Here is a 21,011-nt window from a genome sequence, read left to right on the forward strand (position 1 = left end):
TGTCGTTCCTTGGTGTGGCGTTCGGTCACTTCGGAGGGAGATTGCATGCGGATTCAAATCACCTATTCTGAGAGAACGATGAACTACGCTCGTCGCCTTGTTATTGGTCTGCTGCTCCTCGTTCTGGGGGCAGGAATGCCTGTGCTTTCAGCGCAGGCGGGCCAAATGCCTAAGCCGGTCACTGTAACCTCCGTACATCAAATAACGCTAAACGGTCGTAATGACTGCGGCTGCGGAGACATGGCGATGATGATGACATCTGCATGTTCGTCCATGGGAACCTGCGTGCAGGGCATGATTGCCACGGTCGGACCTACTGTGCGGCTGCCATGTAACATTTCCCCTATGTATTTTGCTGAGCACATCAGCGGCTTCAGTGTTTCACCCGAACCCTTTCCCCCCAAACCTTACATCCTCGCTTAGGGCAGGTCTGGCTGCACGTCGCGGCTGATTCTGTCCCTTGTCCGGCCGATGCGCTTTGCGTCTCGGCGCCCTTCTGGACGTCATCCGCCCCATGTTCCGTGCGGAAGGCCAGACCCAGAGGATGGGATGTTCACCAGTTCTCAAAGAACTCGCCTTGATGCGAGCAATCTTCCGTCCTTCGCCAGCGAAGCGACGGAGGGCCAACGTTCTCGAGGATATCGGCTGCTATGAAGCAGCCCTCAGAACAGCGCACGAACACACCAAGACGACCGTGCGCTGAACAACCTGCCGCCGCAAATCCAGAAGGATACCGGTTGGTCGGTTTCGCCTAAAGAGCATGAAAGACGGCTTCATCAACGCGGTGCGGAGCACGGCGTTGAGGCCTAATGCTAACCCTCAAAGATGGAAAATTGAAATGCAGAAGATCGTTCTTACCACTGCCGCGTTCTTGTTTGTCTCCGGCATGGCTTTTGCCGGCAGCGACCATTATGGCACCGACCACAACTATGGCTCCGGTCACGACTATTCGACGGTCAAGCCTTCTGCCGCGTCCGACCACTCCTACCCGGTCGGGCTGAGCGGCACAGCGAGTATCAGCACTGTCGACAGCGCACCGACCGCAGGGGGAAATTCGGGCTTCGATAAACCCGCACCCGGTTATGGACGGGGGATATGGGGGCGCTGACAACAAGGTCGCCCAGCACGGTCGACATCCGACTTCCAAGCGGCGGCTCGCCCGCCGCTTGGAATCGATCGCCTCGCGGCCACCGGAGAAAGATCCTCGCCGGAACTGTGCACATCATCCGCCGACGAGGCCGAAGGCCGGATCGCCTTCAGACAGGTCGGGGCCGTCACGCCCGAAATCTATCGAGAAAAAATCGGGCCGCTAATCGAGAAACTTCGAAGGCGAAACCCCGAGGAACCTCATGAGATCGAAAGCGACCGTTCCAACGATGCCGTCGAGGCAGCACGGAAACAGGAGCAGAAATGATCCACAACCTGATGCCAGCAATAGAACCTAGGCGCGAGCCTTACGATCGAAGACCAAGGCGACGCTCCGCAATATTGGTCAGAACCTGTTCTGGGCGTTTGCTTACAACATCGCGCTCATACCTGTCGCCGCTGGCGTGCTCTTGATGGCATGCTCCTGTCGCCGATGTTGGCAGCAGGGGCAATGGCGCTGTCCAGCGTCTTCGTTCTCACCAATGCTTTGCGCCTCAGGCGCTTCCGGGCACCGATTGACGAAAGGGTACAAGCCAGCCATTTCGCGACGCAGGTCGTATGATCGATTTGATGCCCGATCCGTTTCACCCCAACCAGGAATGCAATCATGAACATGGGTGAAGCTGCCGCGGAGTCAGGCGTCTCGGCCAAGATGATCCGCTACTACGAGTCGATCGGGCTTATCTCGAACGTTGCCAGGACCGGCGCCGGCTACCGCGTTTTACTCGGACGATGATGTCCACACGCTGCGCTTCGTCCGCAGGGCGCGCGATCTCGGCTTTTCGGTCGATCAGATGACCGATTTGCTTGCGCTGTGGAGTGATCGCTCGCCGGCGAGCGCCGATGTCAAGCGGATCGCCATGGAACATGTCGCGGAACTCGAGCGGAAAATGCGAGAACTCTGCGACATGTCAAAAACGCTGCGTCATCTGGCGGAAAATTGCCAGGGCGATGCTCGCCCCCATTGCCCGATTATCGAACAGCTTTCCAGTGGCCACGAAGCTGGTTCAGCTAGGCCGCTCAAACGTCAGAGGCTCGTCGGTGACAGCGCTAGACACCGGCAAGCTTTCTGACTGCGTGAAGACGCGCCCCAGTATGTAACGTAGGAGACGACAGATGCATCGACGCGGTTTCTGGCGGCAGGTCTTACGACGCTTCTTGTGAGTCAGCGCGCCATCGCCCAGATGAAGATGGACAACATGCCCGGCATGGATATGGGCGGCCACGCAGGCCACGACATGGGAGGCATCACACCTTGAAGAGACATCACCTCACGGCGCGCGGCATCGTCCCGCCGAGCTACGCGAGGAAAAGTATCTCCGACACCATGGTGCAATAGATCGTCAGAGATGATTCTGGTGCGATGCCTCGGCAGGCGGGTTTGCCCACATGGACGAGGATGCATCACCACTATGAAGCCACATCACATCATGAACCGGTTCCTCGGACTGGCTCTCGCGGCCACGGCTAGCCTTGCACTCGCCACGGCGGCGGGGGCGGCAGCGCTGCGCATTCGCGGCACTGTCGTCTCGGTATCGCCCAGCGCGCTGACCGTGCACACGGCGAGCGGTGACGTCTCCGCGTCGCTCCAGGCCAAAACGGCTTTTGTCTCGGTCGTCCCCTCAGATCTCAGTCACGTGGAGACCGGCGGTTATGTCGGTGTGGCCAGCAAGAGTGTCGGCAACAAGCTGATTGCGCTGTCAGTCATCGTTTTTCCGCCTGCGTTGAAGGGCGCCAGCGAAGGACATGCCGACTACGACGTCCTTCCCGACACGACATTGGCCGGCGGCGCCCGCACCGCCAGCAGCATGACCAACGCCAACGTCAAGACCATCGCAACGCCTGAGAGCGCTCCGCAAGTCAACAGCTCAACGACCAACGGCAGCGTCGCGACCACGACGGCTAACGGCAACGTGAAGCTGTTGACGGTGACCTACAATGGCGGCGAGCAGAACATCCTCATTCCCCCGACGGCCCCGATCGTGGCCTTCGTGCCGGGCGACGCGTCCATCGTCACGCCTGGCGCAGCCGTCTTCGTGAACGCCGACCAGGCCGATGGGAAGACCACCGCCGGCCTGGTGGCGGTCGGCAGCCATGGTCTCACACCGCCGTTCTAACCAGCGATTTCCTAACCTTTCATCGCTCAAACCATTGGAGACACCATGGTCATTCTTCGTTTCAAGATTCATTCAAAACCCGACAAGAGCGACCAGCTGGTGGCTGCGCTGGCCGAGATCATCACTCCGGCACGAGCCACCCAAGGGGTGATCAACTTCGACATCGCACGGGTCCTGCGCGACCCCAATCGGTTCATCGCGACGGCAGTTTATGAAGACGGTGCCGCTCTTGAACGACAGGAGTCACTTCCCGAGGTGCACAGGGTCATGGCGATGTTGCCAGAGTCCCTGGTGACGCCGCCCGAGCGGACGATCTACGACGCGTCGCTCGACCCGACGCTCGTCTAGGTCCGGTGGGGCTCAGAGGGCATGACGAAGCAACGGCGGTTAGCCCAATCTGGCCATTGATCACGTGGCCACTCAGTATCACGAGGCTCGTGTGTCGATGACAAAGACGCCCAGGCGCCCCGCGCATCCGCTTCCGATCCGGATCATGCACTGGATCGGGGCATCGGCGGTCATCTGTATGGTGCTCAGCGGCTGGGCGATCTACAACGCGTCGCCAAGCCTGCCGTTCACCTTTCCGCGGTGGATGATCCTGGGCGGATGGCTGGCCGGCGGCATCGCCTGGCATATCAGCATCATGTGGGTGCTGTTCGCCGACGGGATTGCCTATCTGGTTTATGGCTTCGCCAGCGGCCACTTCCGTCGTGACCTCTTCCCGCCCAGCCCGCGTGCGGTGATCGGAACGATGGTCGCTGCTTTGACCGGCCGACTTGGCCACAGCCTGGGTCACTACAATGCAGTGCAACGGTTGCTCTACGCCGGTGTCATCGTACTGATCTGTTGCCAGGTCGTGACCGGCTTCGCGATCTGGAAGCCGGTACAGCTCGGCTGGCTCACCGATCTGTTTGGAGGCTATCCCGTCGCCCGCGGCATGCACCTAGCCGCCATGATCGGCATCGTGCTGTTCCTCATCGTCCATCTTACCCTGGTGGTGATCTTCCCCAGCACCCTTGTCGCCATGGTTGTGGACACCCCGGCCGAGCCTGAGGAGCGCGCGCCATGAGCCGTACCCGCGAGCCGCGCCGGAAGCCTGCTGTCACGATGGAAGAGATCCGGCCCGAGTTGATCCGGATCAGCCGCCGCGGCCTGGTTACACGAGGTCTCTCGCTTGGCGGTCTGGCGCTGCTCACTGGTTGCGACCTGTCGACCCATTCGGGAGTGGACGCGGCCCTTTGGGCGATGATGCGTTTCAACGACCGGGTGCAGGCGGGCCTGTTCTCCCGCACGCATCTTGCCCACACCTATCCGGTGAGCGCGGTGACCAAGCCGTTCCGCTTCAACGCGTTCTACGAGGAATGGCAAGTCCGGGAAACGCCCCCGGATTGGCAGCTCGAAGTGTTCGGTCTCATCGACGATAAGGCGCCCTGGACGATCGACAAGCTGCGCGCGCTGCCGCAGGAGCCGCAGGTGACGCGGCATATCTGCATCGAGGGCTGGAGCCAGATCGGTCAGTGGAGCGGCGTGCCGCTTCATGCCTTTCTAAGACGTATCGGCGCGGACCTCAGGGCCGGCTATGTCGCCTTCAAATGCTTCGACGGCTATTCGACAAGCATCGACATGCCGAGCGCGCTGCATCCGCAAACCATCCTGACGCTCGATTTCCTGGACAAGCCGCTTGCTCCGGAATGGGGCGCTCCGGTGCGGTTGCGGATACCGACCAAACTCGGCTTCAAAAGCGCCAAGAACATCAGAACCATTTCCGTCACCAACACCAATCCAGGTGGCTACTGGGAGGACCAAGGCTACAACTGGTTCTCGGGGTCTTAGTCGATCGCCGGGCGACGGCACGTGAAGCAGATTGAGTCGATTTCGCCGCCTCGAGGCGCAGGTCGTTGGCACGATCTGTCAACGATCTCTCTTGTGGGCTGCTTCCTCAACACATGCCGTTTCTGAAAACGCGGTCGAGCGATGAACCCGGGCCAAAACCAATAGGTATCGGAGATAATAGGTGCAATGGCGCATCAGAACCAAGGACTGCCTATTTCTGGCTTTTGAAACAGGCGCAAGCACCAAGAGACATCCACTTTTCAGGCGCTGCAGCGACGCTGCAAGAAGCGTCAGAGGAGACATACATGGTCGATACGCGCCTTGAGGTCGACATCATCCCTGGGGCCAATGTCGAGCGGTCTAACTCCGACATTTGTCGCGGCCCATGCCGATCTCATCCGCCGTGGCATTCGAGCGAGCGACATGTGGCATGGCGCTCCGTCCCTGCGGAGGCGCGGACCCCGGGTCCGGCCCCCAAACGCACGAGCTTACGGGCCTTCCTTCGCCTTCAGTGATCCCGACGGCAATGGGTGCATCGTCCAGGAGGTCACAACGCGGCGTCCCGGCCGAGCCTGACCAGCGCTCGCAGCCGAACCTGGGGCCATGTTCTGCAGCTTCCAAGTAATCATGGCTGGCGTCGGCTAAGCCAAGCCGGAACGGCTGTTTTCAGCATGATCGGCACCGCGCCAATCAAGACCAAGGTTCAGGCGATACCATGGTCCAATGGCAGCATTGGGGTGGTCGCGCGATACCCTCAATACTCCGATCGTATCCACACACAGGAGGCCCTCGTGGATTCAACTGCAAAAATCTCCCAGGTAAGGATGACGCGAAAGTCTCCTGCATATTGCCGTGTGATATTTGATAACCCGCCGCTCAATCTCATGGGTGCGGAAATTGTTCTGGCGCTCCGCGAAATCATGGCGGCGCTCGAGGCAGACGAGCAAGTCAAGGTCGTGGTCTTTGAAAGCGCTGTCGACGGCTTCTTCCTGAATCACTCCGATTTTCTCGGCAAGCTCGAGGATCTCACCGGCATACCGCAAGGCCCTACCGGCCTGGAGGCGTGGCCGGATATTCTGGCGCGCCTGACCAGAGCCCCCTTCGTGTCTATCGCCTTGATCCGCGGGCGGGCGACCGGAAACGGGAGTGAGATCGCACTTGCCTGCGACATGAGTTTCGCGAGCCGGGAAAAGGCCATTCTATCGCAGTGGGAAGTGGGCGTGGGCTTGGTGGCTGGAGGCGGACCCATGGCTCGGCTACCGCGGCTCATCGGGAGGGGTCGCGCGCTTGAGGTGCTGTTGGGCTCCGACGACATCAGAGGCGACCTTGCGGAGTTCTATGGCTATGTGAACCGGGCGTTGCCGGACGCCGAGCTCAACGGTTTTGTCGATGCACTCGCGGGTCGCATCGCCTCGTTCGACAAGTGGGCGATCTCTAATACCAAGCGTCTTGTGAACGCTGCCGATCTGCCGTCTGATGTCGAACTCAGCGCGGGATGGGAAGCTTGCATGACCTCAATCATGCGGCCCGCCGCGCAGGCGAAGATCAAGGCTCTCTTAGCGCAGGGTTTTCAGAAGGTCGGCGACGTGGAAGATCGTCTCGGCTTCTACGCGGGACAGTTTGGACAATAAGTCCCGGGGAGCCGTCCGCCGATAGTGCGTGAAACAGAAGCACGCGATTCCAAACGGGCTTGGGCGGCGGCGTTGGCCGTCCCTGACTCGGAACACGTCTCCACGGCTGGCCTTTCAAAGCTCTCGGCAAGCTCGTTTGCTTCACCGATCCACTTTGGCCATGTGCCTATGGCGGCAACGGGACGGCGGCCACCAGCCGCCGTCCGCTGAGCGAACAGGCTTTTGCAATCGTCAGGCAGCGGGCCTAAAACTCACTTGTTGGCGCCGCCGAGGGGCATCAGGTCAGCGCAGAATTCCGCGTGAGGCTTGCTCATGGCGGCATCCTGACACTCCAGCATCATGGCTTTTTGCGTCGCCGGCGCCATGGCGTCCCACGCCGCCTTCATCTCCGCATGCGACTTCATCTTCGTCATAGTGGCATCGGTGAAGAACGGTGCCATATTGTCAGGCTCATCGAGAGCGCCGGCCAGAGCAGAACCGCTTGGTGTCGCCAGTGCTATTGTACACGCCAAAAGAATATTTCTCACTAGTTTTGACCTTCATCATTTGTTGCTGACTGCCGCGAGGGCAATTCGTCATACTGCGCCAAGTCACGGCAAATCCATTGTGCGATGGTGTCGGCGATACCTTAGGTGGTCTTGAGTACAAGAGTCGGTGGCCTTCGTCGCGACCGACACCTAGGCATAATAGAATCCGCATTCCGCCTGGTGCAGGGTTGTGGCCGCGCGGGCGCATGCGGAAAGGCTAGCGATGGAGAACAATCTGGGCCGCGTTCTGGATGCCCTACCGGCTATGGTGTGGACTGCACTGCCTGACGGCAGCATCGACTATGTCAATGGAGCCTGGTCCGATTTCACAGGCGTCCGGCCAGGCAAAATCTGTAGCTGGGAGTGGCGGGCGCTGGTCAAACCGGATGATCTGCCCCGGCTGGTTGAACGCTGGCAATCGATTTTGGCATCTGGCGAGCCGGGTGAAATGGAGGCGCGTCTACGCCGCTTCGATGGAGAATATCGGTGGTTTCTGGTTCGCGTCAGTCCCCTTCGCGATAAGTCAGGGGACCTTGTGAAATGGTATGGCGTCAACATCGATATCGATAACCGCAAACTTGCCGAGCAAGCCATCACCGAGAGTGAGCGCGATCTCAAGCTCATGATCGACACGATCCCAGTGCTGGCATGGTCAGCAGATCCGGATGGCAAAGCGGAGTTCCTTAGCCAGTATTATCTCAACTATGTCGGCTTTTCAGCCGAAGAAGCCAGAAATCAGGGCTGGACGGGCGCGGTGCATCCGGACGATGCCACTAAGCTCGAGGTTGCATGGCAAGCCACGATCGCCTCGGGAAGCAGTGGCGAATGTGAAGTGCGGATGCGCCGTTTCGATGGCCAATACAGATGGTTCCTGTTCCGCGTTGACCCGTCGCGGGACGAAACCGGAAACGTCATCAAATGGTACGGGGTTTACATCGGTATCGAATTTCGAAAGCAGGCTTTGGAGAAATTGCGACGCAGTGAAGCGTTCCTGGCTGAAGGCCAGCATCTTGCCCGAATGGGTAATTTTTCATGGCACGTCGCGAAGGGGGAGATTGTTTGGTCGGAACCGCTCTACCGCATTTTCGAGTTCGAGCCTGACAGTGTCGTGACGCTCGATCTGATCGCCAGTCGAGTCCATCCCGAAGACATCCCATTGATGGCCGACATGCTGGAAGCGGCCGAACGTGGCGATGGCCACTTCGAATACCAACTTCGGATCGTGCTGCCTGACCAGTCAGTCAAGCACTTGCATGTGGTTGCGCACAGGATTGAAGACCGTGGTGTCCAGACGGAGTACATCGGGGCAGTGCTCGACATCACGCGACACCGCCTTTCGGAAGATGCACTCGAGAAGGTACGTTCCGAACTTGCAAAAGTCACTCGGATCATGAGCCTTAGTGTCCTGACTGCTTCAATCGCGCATGAAGTTAATCAGCCGTTGTCGGGCATCATCACGAACGCGAGCACCTGCCTTCGCATGTTGGCCGCAGACCCGCCGAACATCGAAATAGCAACGGAAACCGCGCGACGTACTATTCGCGACGGCAATCGCGCAGCCGACGTGGTCGGGCGTTTGCGAGCGCTCTTCAGCAAGCGGACGGCTATGATCGAACGGCTGGATCTGAACGAAGCTGTGCGCGAGGTCATCGCTTTGGCTTCGGGCGAACTTCAGCGCGACGGTGTTGTACTTTGCACCGAGCTGGCCTGCGGGCTTCCGTTCGTTGCTGGAGATCGTATCCAACTGCAACAGGTGGTCATGAACCTCGTGCGAAATGCCGCCGATGCGATGAGCGCCGTAACGGATCGGCAGAGACGGCTGCAGATCAGGACCGAACTCGACAACGACAACTGCGTGCGCCTTTCGGTGCAGGACGCCGGCACCGGTTTCGGCCCCAATTGCCTGGAGCGGCTGTTCGAGCCGTTCTACACCACAAAAAACGACGGCATGGGAATCGGGCTGTCTGTCAGCAGGTCCATCATCGAGTGTCATAACGGCCGTTTATGGGCGCTATCCAATGACGGCCCGGGGGCGACGTTCTCCTTCGCCATACCCGTGTACTCCGGTGATGAAGCACCTTTGCCTGAGATCAGTGTTTCACGAGCGCCCGACGGAAGTGCCCATAATGCAGGAGGTTTTCATGACCAGCGCGTCTCCGCTCGTCTCAGTTGTCGATGACGATGATTCCATTCGAGAGTCTCTCCCGGACCTGGTCAAGGCGCTGGGCTTTCGCGTTGAGGCGTTCTCATCGGCGGAAGAGTTTCTGGCATCCGATTCCGTGGGCAGGACCAGCGGGCTGATCCTCGACGTCGCCATGCCTGGCATGACGGGACTTGAATTGCAGCAGGAACTGGCGCGTCGCGGGCAATCAATCCCCACCGTCTTCATAACAGCTCGACGAGACGCCACCATTCGACGACATCTCATCGAACAGGGTGCGGTGGAATGCCTGTTCAAGCCGTTCAGCGAGGCAGCGCTGCAGGAAGCGCTTAACCTGGCGCTTCGCATGAACTGATCTTTTAGACTACGGCCCCCCGCTGCGCCGAACACCCAAAGCCGGCGAAAAAAAAACACTTGAGCCGACACACGCGGCCTCCGGGTTGTCTCGGCCCGGCGTTCGCGCACGCAAAGGAACGAAGCATGACAAAAGTCAAAACTTTTCTGATCACTGGCGTCAGTTCCGGCCTGGGGAAGGCGTTTGCCGAGTGCGCCTTAGAGGCAGGGCATAACGTCATCGGCACGGTACGCAGCGACGAGGCGGCATCGGCGTTCATCGGTCTCGCACCAGGACGCGCTCGCGCGATCCTGCTTGACGTCACCGACTTCCCTGCAATTCCCGAGGCGATCGCAAAGTCAGTCCGCGAGGTCGGTCCTATCGATGTCCTCGTCAACAACGCCGGCTTCGGCCATGAAGGCGTGCTTGAGGAATCGTCGCTCGCCGACCTGCACCGTCAATTCGACGCCAACGTGTTCGGTGCCGTGGCGATGATGAAGGCCGTGCTCCCAAAGATGCGCGAAAGGCGAACCGGCCATATCATCAACGTCACTTCGATGGCTGGTTTCATAACTATGCCGGGGATCACGTACTACTGCGGCAGCAAGTTCGCGCTGGAAGGTATCTCGGAGGCGCTCGGCAAGGAGGTCAAACATCTCGGCATCCGCGTTACAGCGCTGGCTCCGGGCCAATTCCGAACGGACTGGGCCGGGCGTTCGATGGTGCGGGCTTCGCGCAAAATCGCCGAGTATGATGCGGTGATGGATCCGATCCGCGCGGCGCGGGAGGCCAAGAGCGGGAACCAGCCTGGCGATCCTGCAAAGGCTGCGCACGCTCTGCTGAAACTGGTCGAGGCAGAGAACCCACCTGCAAGGCTTTATCTCGGCGGCGATGCTCTCAAGCTTGTCGAGGAAAAAATCGAGGCGATGAAGGCTGAAATCGCAGCGTGGGAGAGCTTGTCTCGATCGACAAGCTTTGATTGAACCGCAGTTGATCGGCCGGGAGGTTCTAATCACAAATGCTTGACAAACTCCTCAATATCGAGTGGCCGATCATACAGGCCCCCATGGCCGGGACGTCGACGCCGGCCATGGCGGCGGCGGTTTCGAATGCAGGAGGATTGGGTTCGATCGGTGTTGGCGCAGTGAGCGCGGCGAGTGCCGGCGAAATGATCGCCGCCGTGCGCGAGCGATCCGACCGACCGTTCAACGTCAATCTGTTCTGCCATGAACCGGCGAGAGCGGATGCGGCGCGCGAGGCTGCATGGCTCGGGCGTCTGCGTCCCGCATTCAATCAGATCGGTGCGGAGCCCCCCACAACCATCCGCGAAATTTACAAGAGCTTCCTCAAGGATGAGGAGATGCTTTCAACCTTGCTCGCGACCAAGCCGCAGGTCGTGAGTTTCCATTTCGGCGTGCCATCCCCCGAATGGATCCGGGCGATGCGGGGGGCGGGCATCGTCCTGCTGGGCTCCGCGACGAGCCTTCGTGAAGCGCGGCTCCTGGTGTCTGCCGGCGTACATGCCGTAGTTGCTCAGGGCTACGAAGCAGGCGGCCATCGCGGTATCTTCGATCCAGATGGTGAAGACATCCAACTCGGAACGATAGCCCTCACGCGGCTGCTCGTGCGTGAGCTGGCTGTCCCGATAATTGCTGCTGGTGGGATCATGGACGGCGCCGGTATCGCGGCCGTGCTCCGGTTGGGAGCTGGCGCTGCACAGCTCGGCACGGCGTTCGTGCTGACGGACGAATCCGCCGCCGATCGAGGGTATCGCGCCGCGTTGCAAAGTGAAGCCGCCAATCATACGGTCATGACGCGTGCAATTTCCGGGCGTCCAGCGCGCTGTCTCGCAAACCGCTTCACGGCGATCGGTGCCAGTGCAACGCCGAGCGATATCCCCGAATACCCGATCGCATACGACGCGGGAAAATCACTGAACGCCGCGGCAAAGCTGGTCGGCGTGTTTGGCTATGGTGCTCAATGGGCCGGTCAGGGGGCGCCTCTCGCGCGTTCGCTCTCAACCGGAAAACTGATGGCTGAACTGATTGCCGAGCTGTCGGGCTAAGTTAGAAACCTTGGGGCCTGACCACACGATCGCGGTCGGCCGCATGGTCATCGCAGGGGAATCCACAAGGGACTCTTCCAGGCCTTCAGCTCCTCCAGGAATGCCTGAAGCTTCGCCGGCAGAAATCGGCGCGTCGGATAGACCGCATGCACGAAGATTTCCGGCGACGACCAATCAGGCAGAAGCCTGACGAGTTCACCACTGGCGATCTGAGCGTCGCAATAGGTCGAGGGCAGCAGGCCGATGCCGTGGCCCCGATAGGTGAAGGCGCTCACCGCCTGGAAATCTCTCGCCGCCACAGGCCCGGTGACGTGGACCTTGATGGATTTCTTGCCGCTGACCAGATGCCATTCCACCTCGTTGTTGCGCGCCTGCAGGAGGACGCATTGATGTTGGCGCAGGTCCTCGGGCCGCGATGGCGGAACCCGATCGCGCAGATATTCCGGCGCGGCGACGACATAGCGCACGCTCTTTCCGATACGCTGGGCGACCAAGCTCGAATCTCGCAGTTCGCCAAAGCGGATGGCGACGTCGACATTTTCGGCTATCAGATCCAGGAACAGGTTGGTGATGAACAGGTCGGCCTGGATACGCGGATAGGTCTTCAGAAATGAGGACAGGAATTCATAGAACGCTTCCTGGCCAAGGATGACCGGCGCCGAGATCCGCAGAAGGCCCTCCGGCTTCTTCTGGGTCTGGGTGAGCACCCGTTCCGCGTCGAAGAGGTCACTCAAGGGCTCGCTGCATTGATTGTAGTAGGCACGGCCCTGCGCGGTCAGGCTGAGCTTGCGCGTTGTCCGCTGGAGAAGAGTCACACCCAGCCGCTCCTCCAGCGCCGTCACCTTACGGCTAACTGTGGAGACCGGCATGCCGAGTGCCTGCGCCGCGCGGCTGAAGCTCTCGAACTGTGCCACCCTCACGAACACGGCGATGTCGTTGAGATCGGCCATGTCTCGATTTTTGCATAGGTGGAAAAGACATTCCAGATATTTCTACCTAATCGAGCAATCGGACTTGCGCCATATGTAGCGCCTCAAGGCAATCCGGCCGACGGAGAGGCAACATGACCGACAACATTGTCGTTAGCACCGGCGATCGCAAGGGGATCGGCGGAACTTTGGGGAGCCTGTTCGCCTAAGGCTCCATCGTGACCATGAAGACGCTCAAGCCGCAGACGGACGAAACAGCCCCGGAAGGTTCGAAAGAAAACCTGCGGGCGATCCGGGAACGGTTCGGCTTCGTGCCGAACCTGCTGGCGACGTTCGCCAATTCTCCGGCGATGCTGAATGGTTACCTGGCCCTCGAAAGGGCGTGGGAAAACTCATCGTTCGGCGCCGATGAGCGGGAGATGATCCTGTTGGCGGCGTCGGTGGCAAACAGATGCCGCTACTGCATCGCCGTGCATGCGACGGCGCTGGAGGCAATGCACCTCGATGTGGCTACCATCAACGCAATCCGGAACAGATCCCTGTTGGCAGATCCGAAACAGCACGCGCTTGTAACGGTGACACGGGAACTCGCCGCCGAGCGCGGTTACGTCTCGGAGGCAGCGAAGAGGGCCTTCTTCGAGGCAGGCTACGACATCGTCGCGCTAATGGAAATCTTGGCCGGCGTCGCCCTGAAGACAATGAGCAACTACCTCGACCACCTGAACCCTATCTCGATCGACCCGGCCTTCGAGGCCCAAACGCAGCAGTGACACTGCTCTTCCAATGGAGATGAACATGCAGACGCATAAAACGGTCGTCATCACCGGCGCCTCCCAAGGCATCGGTGCCGGCCTCACCAACAGCTTCCTCGAAAAGGGCTACAACGTCGTCGCCACCTCGCGGCAGGTCAGCCGGTCTACCGAGCTCGACGCATCCGACCGGCTGGTCCGCGTCGATGGCGATATCGCCGACCCGGAGACGGCCAAGTCGGTCGTCGAAACCGCGCTTGCGCGGTTCGGCTCGATTGACGCACTGGTCAACAATGCCGGGATCTTCTTCACCAAGCCCTTCATCGACTACACGATCGAAGACTATCGTCGCCTCGCGGCAACGAATCTCGAAGGGTTTTTGCATCTCACGCAGCGCGTCGTGCGGCAGATGCTGGCGCAGAAGCGCGGTGGGAGCATTGTCAGCATCACCACACCCATGGTGGATCGCCCGATCGCCGGCGTGAACGCCTCGGTCGCCATGCTGACCAAGGGCGGCATCGAAGCCATGTCGAAGAACATCGCCATGGAATATGCCAAGCAGCATATCCGCGCCAACACGGTCGCACCTGGCGTCGTCGACACGCCGCTGCACAAGGACAACCCGAAGGATTTTTTGAACACGCTTTCGCCTATGCACAGCATCTCCAGCGTCCAGGAAATCGTCGATGCGGTCTTTTTCCTGACAGAGGCGCCACGCATAACGGGGGAGGTGCTGAACGTAGATGGCGGCGCACATCTGGGAAGATGGTGACCGCGATGAGCACGCAAGCCAGCGCAGAACAGCGCCTCAGCGATCTCGACATTGCGCTGCCGCCGTCGCCAACGCCCTTCGGCGCCTATGTTGAGACAGTGAAGATCGGCAATCTGCTCTATCTGAGCGGAATGCTGCCGGTCGTCGGGCGCGAGCCACAATATACCGGACGCGTCGGTGGCGCACTGTCGGCAGAGGAGGGGCGAAAGGCGGCGGAGATCGCTTGCCTTAACGCCCTGTCCGCCGCCAGGGCGCATCTCGGCTCGCTGGACAAGATAACCGGCGTGGCGAAGCTTGGCGTCTATATCGCCACGGAAGGCGACTTCCGGGACCATCCGAAAGTCGCCGACGGAGCGTCGGAGCTGCTCGTCAAGGTCTTTGGCACCGGGATGCTTTCGGGTCGTATCGTTCTCGGCGTTGCCAGCCTGCCGCTCGGCATGCCGATCGAAGTCGAGCTCGTTTTCGAGATCGCGGCCTAAGCAAACAAGCCAGTGCCTTGCAGTCTAAGGAGGTAGCGATGAAATACCGACGCGCCTTGCGGGGCACTTCGATCGAAAAGTCCTGCAGCCAAGTGGAGCCCACCCGGCATGTCAATGGTGGGAGGGTATGGCGGCTGCTATGGGAATGAGGGAAAAGCCGGCGTCGACGTCGAACGAAACGCCTGTGGTGTTCGTCGTCGATGACGACGTCTCTATCCGCGAATCGCTGGAGTTGCTCATCAGGCACGCCGGATGGCAACCGGAGACATTCAAATCCGCGCGGGAGTTCCTCTCCCGCTCCCCGGTGCTTGTCCCGAACTGCCTCATCCTCGACGTCCATCTTCCCGACCTGAACGGGCTCGACCTGCAGAGGCTGGTCTCCGTCGACCGCGCCGACATGCCAATCATCTTCGTGACCGGCTACGGCAACGTGCCAATGACGGTCAAGGCAATGAAGGCTGGCGCGGTCGAGTTCCTGATGAAGCCATTCAGCGAAGACGTTCTGCTTACCGCAGTCGAGCATGCGCTGGAACTGAGCAGGGCTGCGTTTGCATTGGACCTCGAAGTTCGCACGTTACGTGACCGTCACAAGACGCTCAGCCGACGCGAGCGAGAGGTCATGGTCTTGGTCGTTTCAGGGCTGTTGAACAAGCAGATCGCCTTCGAGCTCGGCATCAGCGAGATCACCGTGAAGGCGCACCGAGGCCAGGTGACGCGAAAGATGGATGCGCGCTCACTCCCCGACCTGGTGAACATGGCGGCGAGACTGGGGATAACGTCACCTTATGGCGAGGCAAACAGCTTTCGCGACCAGCGCAAGATTGGATGACCGCAGGTGGCGAACCAGGCTCGTGCCCGGTTCGCCACGCAGATTCACGAAACGCCAACATCAATGATCGCCTGGACAAAAGCGTGAGGCGCTTCTTGCGGCAGATTGTGGCCGATCCCCCCGGCGATGATCCGGTGCGAATATTTGCCTGAGAACTTCTTTGCGTAAGCACTGGCTTCCGGATGTGGGGCGCCGTTTGCGTCACCCTCAAGAGTGATTGTCGGAACGCCGATGACCGGCGCCGCGGCGAGTTTCTCTTCCAACGGGTCAAATTTTGCCTCGCCCTCCGTGAGGCCGAGCTTCCAGCGGTAATTGTGGGCTACGATCGCGACATGGTCGGGATTGTCGAAGGCTGCTGCGCTTCGATCGAAGGTGGCATCGTCGAACTTCCACTGCGGCGACGCGAGCTGCCAGATCAGCTTGGCGAAATCGTGCGTGTATTTTTCATAGCCGGCTCTTCCGCGTTCCGTGGCGAGGTAAAACTGATACCACCATTGCAGCTCAGCCTTCGGCGGCAATGGCACCTTGCCGGCCTTCTGGTTACCGATCAGATAGCCGCTGACGGATACCAACGCTTTGCACCGCTCCGGCCAGAGTGCGGCAACGATGTCGGCGGTTCGAGCACCCCAATCAAAGCCGGCCAGAATTGGCTTGTCGATCTTGAGAGCGTCCATCAAGGCGACCAGATCGGCGGCGAGTGCCGTCGGCTGGCCGTTGCGGAGAGTTTCGCTCGATTGAAATCGCGTTGTTCCATAGCCGCGCAGGTATGGAATGATCACACGATAACCTGCCGAGACCAGCATCGGGCTGACATCGACAAAACTGTGGATGTCGTAAGGCCAGCCATGCAGGAGAATGACCGCAGGGTCACTCTCGGCGCCGGCCTCGACATAGCCAACATTGAGGATCTCGGTATCAATCTGCTTCAGCGGGCCAAAGGACACGTCTGTTCCAGGTTTGATTGCGAGCGTTGCTGGTTTCTCTTCGGCAATCGCAGAATCCGTGAAACCGAGCTGGGCGGCAGCAAGGGCGATCGCGGCAGCGGATACGAAACTGCGGCGGTGTTGGTCGATCTCGTCCACAACATCCATTGGAACCTCCTCCCTCAATGGCAGCGAAAGTCTATCGTTGGGGGTCCTGCCGATTTTACTCGCATACCGCCCCGATGATCCGGATTTCCCGTGTGACAATCTATTGGACGAAGGTATCGCTCAGGTCGGCATCGGTGCGCGCACCCGGAGAGTTGCACTAGCTTCCGTCCTCATCTCTGTCCCTTGCAAACACGCAGAGCTGCGACAGGCCTGCGATCGTCCATTGTGCTTTGGTGTCCCCTATCACTCGCGTGGACGGAGCAAAGACGGTCAGCGGATACATCTTCGTACAATGGATTTAGGGTCGCCGTCGGAGGACCCTGTGCGTGATCCAACTGGATCGGAAAAACACAGGCGTCGCTATGAAGACAACATTCCTGCCAGATCCATCCGGGCCCGCAAACTTGTCGGCAGCCGGCACCCCAAGCCCCCCAGGTTTCCAAGGCTCTGGCTTCTCGCGGCGCGATGTCCTCATCGCCGGTGTGGGCCTTGCCGCTCTGGCACCGACACTTTCGCTGGCGCGGACTTCGGCCGCGCAACCCACTCAAACCAATGGAGCACACATGAGCAGCGGAACCTTTGCCGCCAAGGATGGAGCGCAGATCTACTACAAGGACTGGGGTACGGGTCAGCCAATCGTGTTCCACCACGGCTGGCCGCTGTCGGCTGACGACTGGGATAGCCAAATGCTCTTCTTTCTGTCCCACGGCTACCGGGTTATCGCGCATGACCGGCGCGGCCATAACCGCTCCACCCAGACCGATCAGGGCAACGACTATGACACTTTCGTCGCTGACGTGGCGACGCTGGTCGCCCACCTTGATCTCAAGCACGCCATCCACGTCGGCCATTCTATGGGCGGCGGCGAGGTGGTCCGCTATGTGGCGCGGCACGGGGGCGGCGGCCGGGTCTCCAAGGCCGTGACGATCGGCGCGGTGCCGCCGCTCATGTTGAAGACCGCCGCCAATCCAGGCGGACTTCCGATGGAGGTCTTCGACGGCCTCCGCGGCGGCCTGGCGGCTAACCGCGCGCAGTTCTTCCGGGACGTTGCCGGGGGCCCGTTCTACGGCGCCAATCGGCCTGGGGCTAAGGTGTCGCCGGGGACCATCGACAACTGGTGGCGGCAGGGCATGGCGGGCGGCGCCAAGGCCCAATACGACTGCGTCAAGGCCTTCTCCGAGACGGACTTCACGGAAGATCTCCAGAAGATTTCCATCCCCATGCTGGTCATGCACGGAGAAGACGACCAAGTCGTCCCGATCGGAGACAGCGCCCTGCTGTCAGTGAAGCTGCTCAAGACCGGGACGCTGAAGACCTATCCGGGGTTGTCGCACGGCATGGCCACCACGCATCCCGAAATCATCAACGCCGACATCCTGGCATTCATCAAATCCTGATTGCCAATGCGGCGGCGGCCGCTGCCGCCGTGAGCCCACGGCAATTCTGAATCCGCAACCCATGGAAGTTGAGCCCGGCAGCCGCAGCTGCAGGCGCGAAGGCTGCCGCATGTAAACAAAGGAACGACCATGAAAAATGCAATTCTCGACGCGATCGAAAATCGGCGCACGACCAACAAATACGACAGCTCACGCGATATCGACGACGCCCAGATCAACGAACTGGTGCGCCTGGCAACACGGGCACCCACGGCATTTCATCTGCAGAACTGGCGGTTCATCGCCGTCAAGACGCCGCAGGCAAAGGCGCGCCTGAGGGCGCTCGCGTTCGATCAGCCGAAGGTCACGGAAGCGGCTGTGACGTTCATCGTCGTTGGGCAGCTTGCATCGCATCTTCTCATGGCTGAGCGGCTCGCATCGTCGGTCGCTGCCGGCTTCATGCCGACCGAGGTCGTGACCGGCTGGGAAGGTGCTGGAAAGGCACTGTACTTCGAACAGCCGCAGCGGCAGCGCGACGAAGCGGTTCGCACCGCGACCTTCGGCGCGGGCCAACTGATGTTCGCAGCGCAGGCTCAAGGGTTGGGCTCGTCGCCGATGATCGGCTTCGATGCCGCCGGCGTCGCCAGCGAATTTGGCCTTGCCAGCGATGAAGTCCCGGTCGTCCTGGTGACGGTCGGCTATGCCGCCGAGGGCAATTGGCCACAGAAGCCGCGCCGCTCAGTGACCGAACTTCTGAGTGTTGTCTGAACACGCAACACAGCTGCCGAACCAAACAAGCGCACGCTCAAATATCAAGGCGGCGCGCTAAGTGACGAGGAATTCGACGATGAAAGTTTTAAGTCCGAGCAGAGCCGCCATTCTGCTCGCCATTTCCGCGGCGTTGTGCTGTTCAACTCAAACTTTCGCGCAGACCACGAAAGCAGCGGATGGTACCGGCACCCAGTCTCAGGGGGCAGAGAGCGCGGCGACCGCGAAGATCCGACTGACACGCAAAAGCGCCGCGTACTGGGAAGTGACCTTCAACAACCCGCCATTCAATATCGTCGGCCCAGCCGAGGTACGCGATCTGGCCAAGATCCTCGACAAGATCGAAGCTGACCGGAAGGTCAAGGTCGTCGTCTTCGACAGCGCGTTGCCCGACTATTTCATGGCGCACTATGATCTCCTGAAGCCACTCACGGACTCGACGGAGATGACGCCAGGCCCCACTGGCATGCATCCTGTTCCCGACTTCATGGTGCGGCTCAGCCGTCTCAAGGCCGTGACGATCGTTTCGATTCGCGGCCGGGCCAGCGGTATCGGCAGTGAACTGGCGCTCGCTGCCGACATGCGCTTCGCCAGCCGCGAAAAGGCGCTTATTTCCCAATTCGAAGTCGGCGCGGGATTTGCCCCGGGCGGCGGGCCTATGGCTCGGCTGCCACGCCTGGTCGGGCGTGGCCGCGCCCTGGAGATCCTGATTGGCGCTGACGAATTCAATGGCGAGTTGGCGGAGCGCTATGGCTATGTCAATCGGGCGCTGCCCGATGCCGAGTTGGACGGCTTTGTCGATGCCCTGGCGACCCGCATCGCGTCGTTCGATCGTCAGACAATCGTCGACACCAAGAACCTGGTCGACCTCGCCAGCCTGCCGCCCGATGCGGAAAGCCAAACGGGATGGGACACCTTCCTGACCTCGGTGCAGCGACCCGGGGCTCAGGCGCGCGTGCAAGCGCTCATCGAAAAGGGACTGGGTCAGTCCGGCGAGATCGAGAGCCACCTCAATCAATCCACGGCCGAGTTCAAGGAATAGGCAACAGAGGCGAGCGCGATGTCGCTCATTTCCGAGGTGTAGTCATGTCTCTTTCCGATTCCCTGAGACGCATGCCGCGTCGCGATTTGTTGGAGGGGCCGACTCCTATCCAGCGCCTGCACCGTATCGAGGATGCTTTGGGCTCGTCGTTGAATGGTGTTCGAATCTACGTCAAGCGCGACGATCTGATGTCGCTGGGCGGGGGCGGCAATAAGCTGCGGAAGCTTGAATTCCTGCTCGGCGACGCCGCTGCCGCAGGCGCCGACACAATCATCGCAACTGGCGGCCGGCAATCGAATTTCACACGCCTGGCGGCTGCCGCGGCAGCCAGGCTTGGCCTGGCCTGCGAAGTGGTTCTCTCACCCTTGGTTGCGCGTGGCGGAGACGAATATGATCGGAACGGCAATATTCTGCTCGACGATCTTTTCGGCGCTCGAATCCACCATCTGCCGGCCGGCGTCAATTCGACAGGATTCGCGCAGGAGCGGTTCGAGGAACTGCGTCTGGCCGGCCGCACCGCCTATATGGCCACGCTCGGCGGCTCCTCGCCGGTTGGAAGCCTTGGCTACGCAGCCTGCGCGCTCGAAATCCAGGCGCAAGCCAAGGATCTCGATATCGATTTCGCCGCGGTCGTGGTCCCGAATGGAAGTTCAGGAACCCACGCCGGACTGGTTGCGGGATATCGGGCGCTCGGGCTTGATACCACGCGGGTGCAGGCTTACTCGGTGCTCGCACCCGTCGCCAGCGCCACCTCCACAACAGTTGAGAGGGCCAATGCCGCGCTCTCCCTCCTGGGGTTTGAGGCATCGCTGAGTTTGAACGACGTCAGTGTCTCGGGAGACCAGCTGGGTGCAGGCTATGGCGCTTCAACACCCGCCATGGTCGATGCGGTTCGGCTGATGGCGAGCCGAGAGGGTTTGCTGCTTGATCCGGTCTATGGCGGGAAAGCCTTTGCCGGCTTGCTGGCGGAGATCTCGGCCGGACGATACGCGGCCGGCGAAAGCGTCCTCTTCATCATGACCGGCGGGATCCCCGGCCTCTACGCCTATGCAAGCGATTTCCTAGAGCGGTTCCTGATTTGACGGAATCGAAGGGGATTCCGGATCAGTCGGTTTTGTGATTCAAGATGCTGGCTGGAGTGGAGGCCAGCATCGGATGACGC

At 60.4% G+C, this 21,011-nt stretch carries 22 protein-coding genes and 2 pseudogenes; 21 read left to right on the top strand and 3 right to left on the bottom strand.

The features are described 5' to 3' along the window. The first annotated feature begins 45 nt into the window (after nt 1-45). The 9 genes and pseudogenes from NKH28_RS22280 (at nt 46) to NKH28_RS22320 (ending at nt 6,727) form a co-directional block, all read left to right on the top strand. Complete coding sequence (locus NKH28_RS22280) at nt 46-423, top strand: hypothetical protein (protein WP_352980446.1); 378 nt, start codon at nt 46-48, stop codon at nt 421-423. A 337-nt stretch (nt 424-760) separates the two neighbouring features. Next, on the top strand, nt 761-1,108 hold the full coding sequence (locus NKH28_RS22285) for a hypothetical protein (RefSeq protein WP_352980447.1): 348 nt from the start codon (nt 761-763) through the stop codon (nt 1,106-1,108). 358 nt (nt 1,109-1,466) lie between these two features. Continuing rightward, nucleotides 1,467-1,708: pseudogene (locus tag NKH28_RS22290) on the top strand (hypothetical protein); the annotation flags it as partial. Between the two features lie 45 nt (nt 1,709-1,753). Next, nucleotides 1,754-2,219, top strand: a pseudogene (cueR, locus tag NKH28_RS22295) (Cu(I)-responsive transcriptional regulator). A 339-nt stretch (nt 2,220-2,558) separates the two neighbouring features. Further along, nucleotides 2,559-3,263, top strand: coding sequence for a metal ABC transporter permease (locus NKH28_RS22300; RefSeq protein WP_352980448.1), 705 nt, complete (start codon nt 2,559-2,561; stop codon nt 3,261-3,263). A 45-nt stretch (nt 3,264-3,308) separates the two neighbouring features. Continuing rightward, nucleotides 3,309-3,611, top strand: coding sequence for a putative quinol monooxygenase (locus NKH28_RS22305; protein WP_352980449.1), 303 nt, complete (start codon nt 3,309-3,311; stop codon nt 3,609-3,611). A gap of 97 nt (nt 3,612-3,708) precedes the next feature. Continuing rightward, nucleotides 3,709-4,332 carry a cytochrome b/b6 domain-containing protein gene (locus tag NKH28_RS22310; protein WP_352980450.1) on the top strand — a complete coding sequence of 208 codons (624 nt, stop codon included), beginning with the start codon at nt 3,709-3,711 and terminating at the stop codon, nt 4,330-4,332. Further along, entirely contained in the window at nt 4,329-5,096 is a 768-nt protein-coding gene (locus NKH28_RS22315; RefSeq protein ID WP_352980451.1) for a molybdopterin-dependent oxidoreductase, read from the top strand. Before NKH28_RS22310 ends, NKH28_RS22315 begins: the two co-directional genes overlap by 4 nt. Nucleotides 5,097-5,920: 824 nt before the next feature. After that, entirely contained in the window at nt 5,921-6,727 is an 807-nt protein-coding gene (locus NKH28_RS22320) for an enoyl-CoA hydratase/isomerase family protein (protein ID WP_352980468.1), read from the top strand. Nucleotides 6,728-6,978: 251 nt separating this feature from the next. Here NKH28_RS22320 and NKH28_RS22325 read toward each other — a convergent pair whose 3' ends face one another. Beyond that, on the bottom strand, nt 6,979-7,167 hold the full coding sequence (locus NKH28_RS22325; RefSeq protein ID WP_352980452.1) for a hypothetical protein: 189 nt from the start codon (nt 7,165-7,167) through the stop codon (nt 6,979-6,981). 310 nt (nt 7,168-7,477) lie between these two features. On the opposite strand from NKH28_RS22325, the gene NKH28_RS22330 reads away from it, so the two are divergent. The 4 genes from NKH28_RS22330 to NKH28_RS22345 all read left to right on the top strand — a co-directional run bounded on the left by NKH28_RS22330 (nt 7,478) and on the right by NKH28_RS22345 (nt 11,814). Then, nucleotides 7,478-9,433, top strand: a complete 1,956-nt coding sequence (locus NKH28_RS22330; protein ID WP_352980453.1) for a PAS domain-containing sensor histidine kinase — start codon at nt 7,478-7,480, stop codon at nt 9,431-9,433. Next, entirely contained in the window at nt 9,396-9,770 is a 375-nt protein-coding gene (locus NKH28_RS22335; protein ID WP_352980454.1) for a response regulator transcription factor, read from the top strand. The genes NKH28_RS22330 and NKH28_RS22335 overlap by 38 nt, the downstream gene beginning before the upstream one ends. A 125-nt stretch (nt 9,771-9,895) precedes the next feature. Continuing rightward, nucleotides 9,896-10,732, top strand: coding sequence for an oxidoreductase (locus NKH28_RS22340; RefSeq protein WP_352980455.1), 837 nt, complete (start codon nt 9,896-9,898; stop codon nt 10,730-10,732). 35 nt (nt 10,733-10,767) lie between these two features. After that, entirely contained in the window at nt 10,768-11,814 is a 1,047-nt protein-coding gene (locus NKH28_RS22345; RefSeq protein WP_352980456.1) for an NAD(P)H-dependent flavin oxidoreductase, read from the top strand. A gap of 47 nt (nt 11,815-11,861) precedes the next feature. Here NKH28_RS22345 and NKH28_RS22350 read toward each other — a convergent pair whose 3' ends face one another. After that, on the bottom strand, nt 11,862-12,764 hold the full coding sequence (locus NKH28_RS22350; protein ID WP_352980457.1) for a LysR family transcriptional regulator: 903 nt from the start codon (nt 12,762-12,764) through the stop codon (nt 11,862-11,864). Nucleotides 12,765-12,967: 203 nt separating this feature from the next. Here NKH28_RS22350 and NKH28_RS22355 point away from each other — a divergent pair, with 203 nt between their 5' ends. The 4 genes from NKH28_RS22355 (at nt 12,968) to NKH28_RS22370 (ending at nt 15,572) form a co-directional block, all read left to right on the top strand. Further along, on the top strand, nt 12,968-13,513 hold the full coding sequence (locus tag NKH28_RS22355; RefSeq protein WP_352980458.1) for a carboxymuconolactone decarboxylase family protein: 546 nt from the start codon (nt 12,968-12,970) through the stop codon (nt 13,511-13,513). Nucleotides 13,514-13,538: 25 nt separating this feature from the next. Continuing rightward, a complete protein-coding gene (locus NKH28_RS22360; RefSeq protein ID WP_352980459.1) occupies nt 13,539-14,264 on the top strand; it encodes an SDR family NAD(P)-dependent oxidoreductase in 726 nt (241 codons plus the stop codon). Then, on the top strand, nt 14,258-14,743 hold the full coding sequence (locus NKH28_RS22365; protein WP_352980460.1) for a RidA family protein: 486 nt from the start codon (nt 14,258-14,260) through the stop codon (nt 14,741-14,743). Before NKH28_RS22360 ends, NKH28_RS22365 begins: the two co-directional genes overlap by 7 nt. A 145-nt stretch (nt 14,744-14,888) precedes the next feature. Next, nucleotides 14,889-15,572 (top strand): response regulator transcription factor, encoded by a 684-nt coding sequence (locus NKH28_RS22370; protein ID WP_352980461.1) that lies wholly within the window; start codon nt 14,889-14,891, stop codon nt 15,570-15,572. 44 nt (nt 15,573-15,616) lie between these two features. Here NKH28_RS22370 and NKH28_RS22375 read toward each other — a convergent pair whose 3' ends face one another. Next, nucleotides 15,617-16,663: an alpha/beta fold hydrolase gene (locus NKH28_RS22375; RefSeq protein ID WP_352980469.1), complete on the bottom strand. Its 1,047-nt coding sequence runs from the start codon at nt 16,661-16,663 to the stop codon at nt 15,617-15,619. A 563-nt stretch (nt 16,664-17,226) separates the two neighbouring features. On the opposite strand from NKH28_RS22375, the gene NKH28_RS22380 reads away from it, so the two are divergent. From NKH28_RS22380 to NKH28_RS22395, 4 genes are all read left to right on the top strand, one after another. Continuing rightward, the gene (locus NKH28_RS22380) at nt 17,227-18,060 is read left to right on the top strand and encodes an alpha/beta fold hydrolase (protein WP_352980462.1); all 834 of its coding nucleotides are present in this window, start codon (nt 17,227-17,229) and stop codon (nt 18,058-18,060) included. 129 nt (nt 18,061-18,189) lie between these two features. Continuing rightward, nucleotides 18,190-18,807, top strand: a complete 618-nt coding sequence (locus NKH28_RS22385) for a nitroreductase family protein (RefSeq protein ID WP_352980463.1) — start codon at nt 18,190-18,192, stop codon at nt 18,805-18,807. A 79-nt stretch (nt 18,808-18,886) separates the two neighbouring features. Continuing rightward, nucleotides 18,887-19,849 (top strand): enoyl-CoA hydratase/isomerase family protein, encoded by a 963-nt coding sequence (locus tag NKH28_RS22390; protein ID WP_352980464.1) that lies wholly within the window; start codon nt 18,887-18,889, stop codon nt 19,847-19,849. A 71-nt stretch (nt 19,850-19,920) separates the two neighbouring features. Next, nucleotides 19,921-20,931 carry a D-cysteine desulfhydrase family protein gene (locus tag NKH28_RS22395; RefSeq protein ID WP_352980465.1) on the top strand — a complete coding sequence of 337 codons (1,011 nt, stop codon included), beginning with the start codon at nt 19,921-19,923 and terminating at the stop codon, nt 20,929-20,931. The last annotated feature ends 80 nt before the right edge of the window (nt 20,932-21,011 follow it).

Source organism: Mesorhizobium sp. M1227, from assembly GCF_040318315.1.
Taxonomy (GTDB): Bacteria; Pseudomonadota; Alphaproteobacteria; order Rhizobiales; family Rhizobiaceae; genus Mesorhizobium.

Bases quoted from the DNA above. Each gene is read 5' to 3' on its own strand.
- NKH28_RS22355 (WP_352980458.1), top strand. From the start codon at position 12,968: ATGAAGACGCTCAAGCCGCAGACGGACGAAACAGCCCCGGAAGGTTCG.
- NKH28_RS22305 (WP_352980449.1), top strand. From the start codon at position 3,309: ATGGTCATTCTTCGTTTCAAGATTCATTCAAAACCCGACAAGAGCGAC.
- NKH28_RS22310 (WP_352980450.1), top strand. From the start codon at position 3,709: ATGACAAAGACGCCCAGGCGCCCCGCGCATCCGCTTCCGATCCGGATC.
- NKH28_RS22360 (WP_352980459.1), top strand. From the start codon at position 13,539: ATGCAGACGCATAAAACGGTCGTCATCACCGGCGCCTCCCAAGGCATC.
- NKH28_RS22315 (WP_352980451.1), top strand. From the start codon at position 4,329: ATGAGCCGTACCCGCGAGCCGCGCCGGAAGCCTGCTGTCACGATGGAA.
- NKH28_RS22380 (WP_352980462.1), top strand. From the start codon at position 17,227: ATGAGCAGCGGAACCTTTGCCGCCAAGGATGGAGCGCAGATCTACTAC.
- NKH28_RS22335 (WP_352980454.1), top strand. From the start codon at position 9,396: ATGACCAGCGCGTCTCCGCTCGTCTCAGTTGTCGATGACGATGATTCC.
- NKH28_RS22300 (WP_352980448.1), top strand. From the start codon at position 2,559: ATGAAGCCACATCACATCATGAACCGGTTCCTCGGACTGGCTCTCGCG.
- NKH28_RS22330 (WP_352980453.1), top strand. From the start codon at position 7,478: ATGGAGAACAATCTGGGCCGCGTTCTGGATGCCCTACCGGCTATGGTG.
- NKH28_RS22390 (WP_352980464.1), top strand. From the start codon at position 18,887: ATGAAAGTTTTAAGTCCGAGCAGAGCCGCCATTCTGCTCGCCATTTCC.
- NKH28_RS22395 (WP_352980465.1), top strand. From the start codon at position 19,921: ATGCCGCGTCGCGATTTGTTGGAGGGGCCGACTCCTATCCAGCGCCTG.
- NKH28_RS22370 (WP_352980461.1), top strand. From the start codon at position 14,889: ATGAGGGAAAAGCCGGCGTCGACGTCGAACGAAACGCCTGTGGTGTTC.
- NKH28_RS22280 (WP_352980446.1), top strand. From the start codon at position 46: ATGCGGATTCAAATCACCTATTCTGAGAGAACGATGAACTACGCTCGT.
- NKH28_RS22345 (WP_352980456.1), top strand. From the start codon at position 10,768: ATGCTTGACAAACTCCTCAATATCGAGTGGCCGATCATACAGGCCCCC.
- NKH28_RS22350 (WP_352980457.1), bottom strand. From the start codon at position 12,764: ATGGCCGATCTCAACGACATCGCCGTGTTCGTGAGGGTGGCACAGTTC.
- NKH28_RS22365 (WP_352980460.1), top strand. From the start codon at position 14,258: ATGGTGACCGCGATGAGCACGCAAGCCAGCGCAGAACAGCGCCTCAGC.
- NKH28_RS22375 (WP_352980469.1), bottom strand. From the start codon at position 16,663: ATGGATGTTGTGGACGAGATCGACCAACACCGCCGCAGTTTCGTATCC.
- NKH28_RS22285 (WP_352980447.1), top strand. From the start codon at position 761: ATGAAAGACGGCTTCATCAACGCGGTGCGGAGCACGGCGTTGAGGCCT.
- NKH28_RS22325 (WP_352980452.1), bottom strand. From the start codon at position 7,167: ATGGCACCGTTCTTCACCGATGCCACTATGACGAAGATGAAGTCGCAT.
- NKH28_RS22340 (WP_352980455.1), top strand. From the start codon at position 9,896: ATGACAAAAGTCAAAACTTTTCTGATCACTGGCGTCAGTTCCGGCCTG.
- NKH28_RS22320 (WP_352980468.1), top strand. From the start codon at position 5,921: ATGACGCGAAAGTCTCCTGCATATTGCCGTGTGATATTTGATAACCCG.
- NKH28_RS22385 (WP_352980463.1), top strand. From the start codon at position 18,190: ATGAAAAATGCAATTCTCGACGCGATCGAAAATCGGCGCACGACCAAC.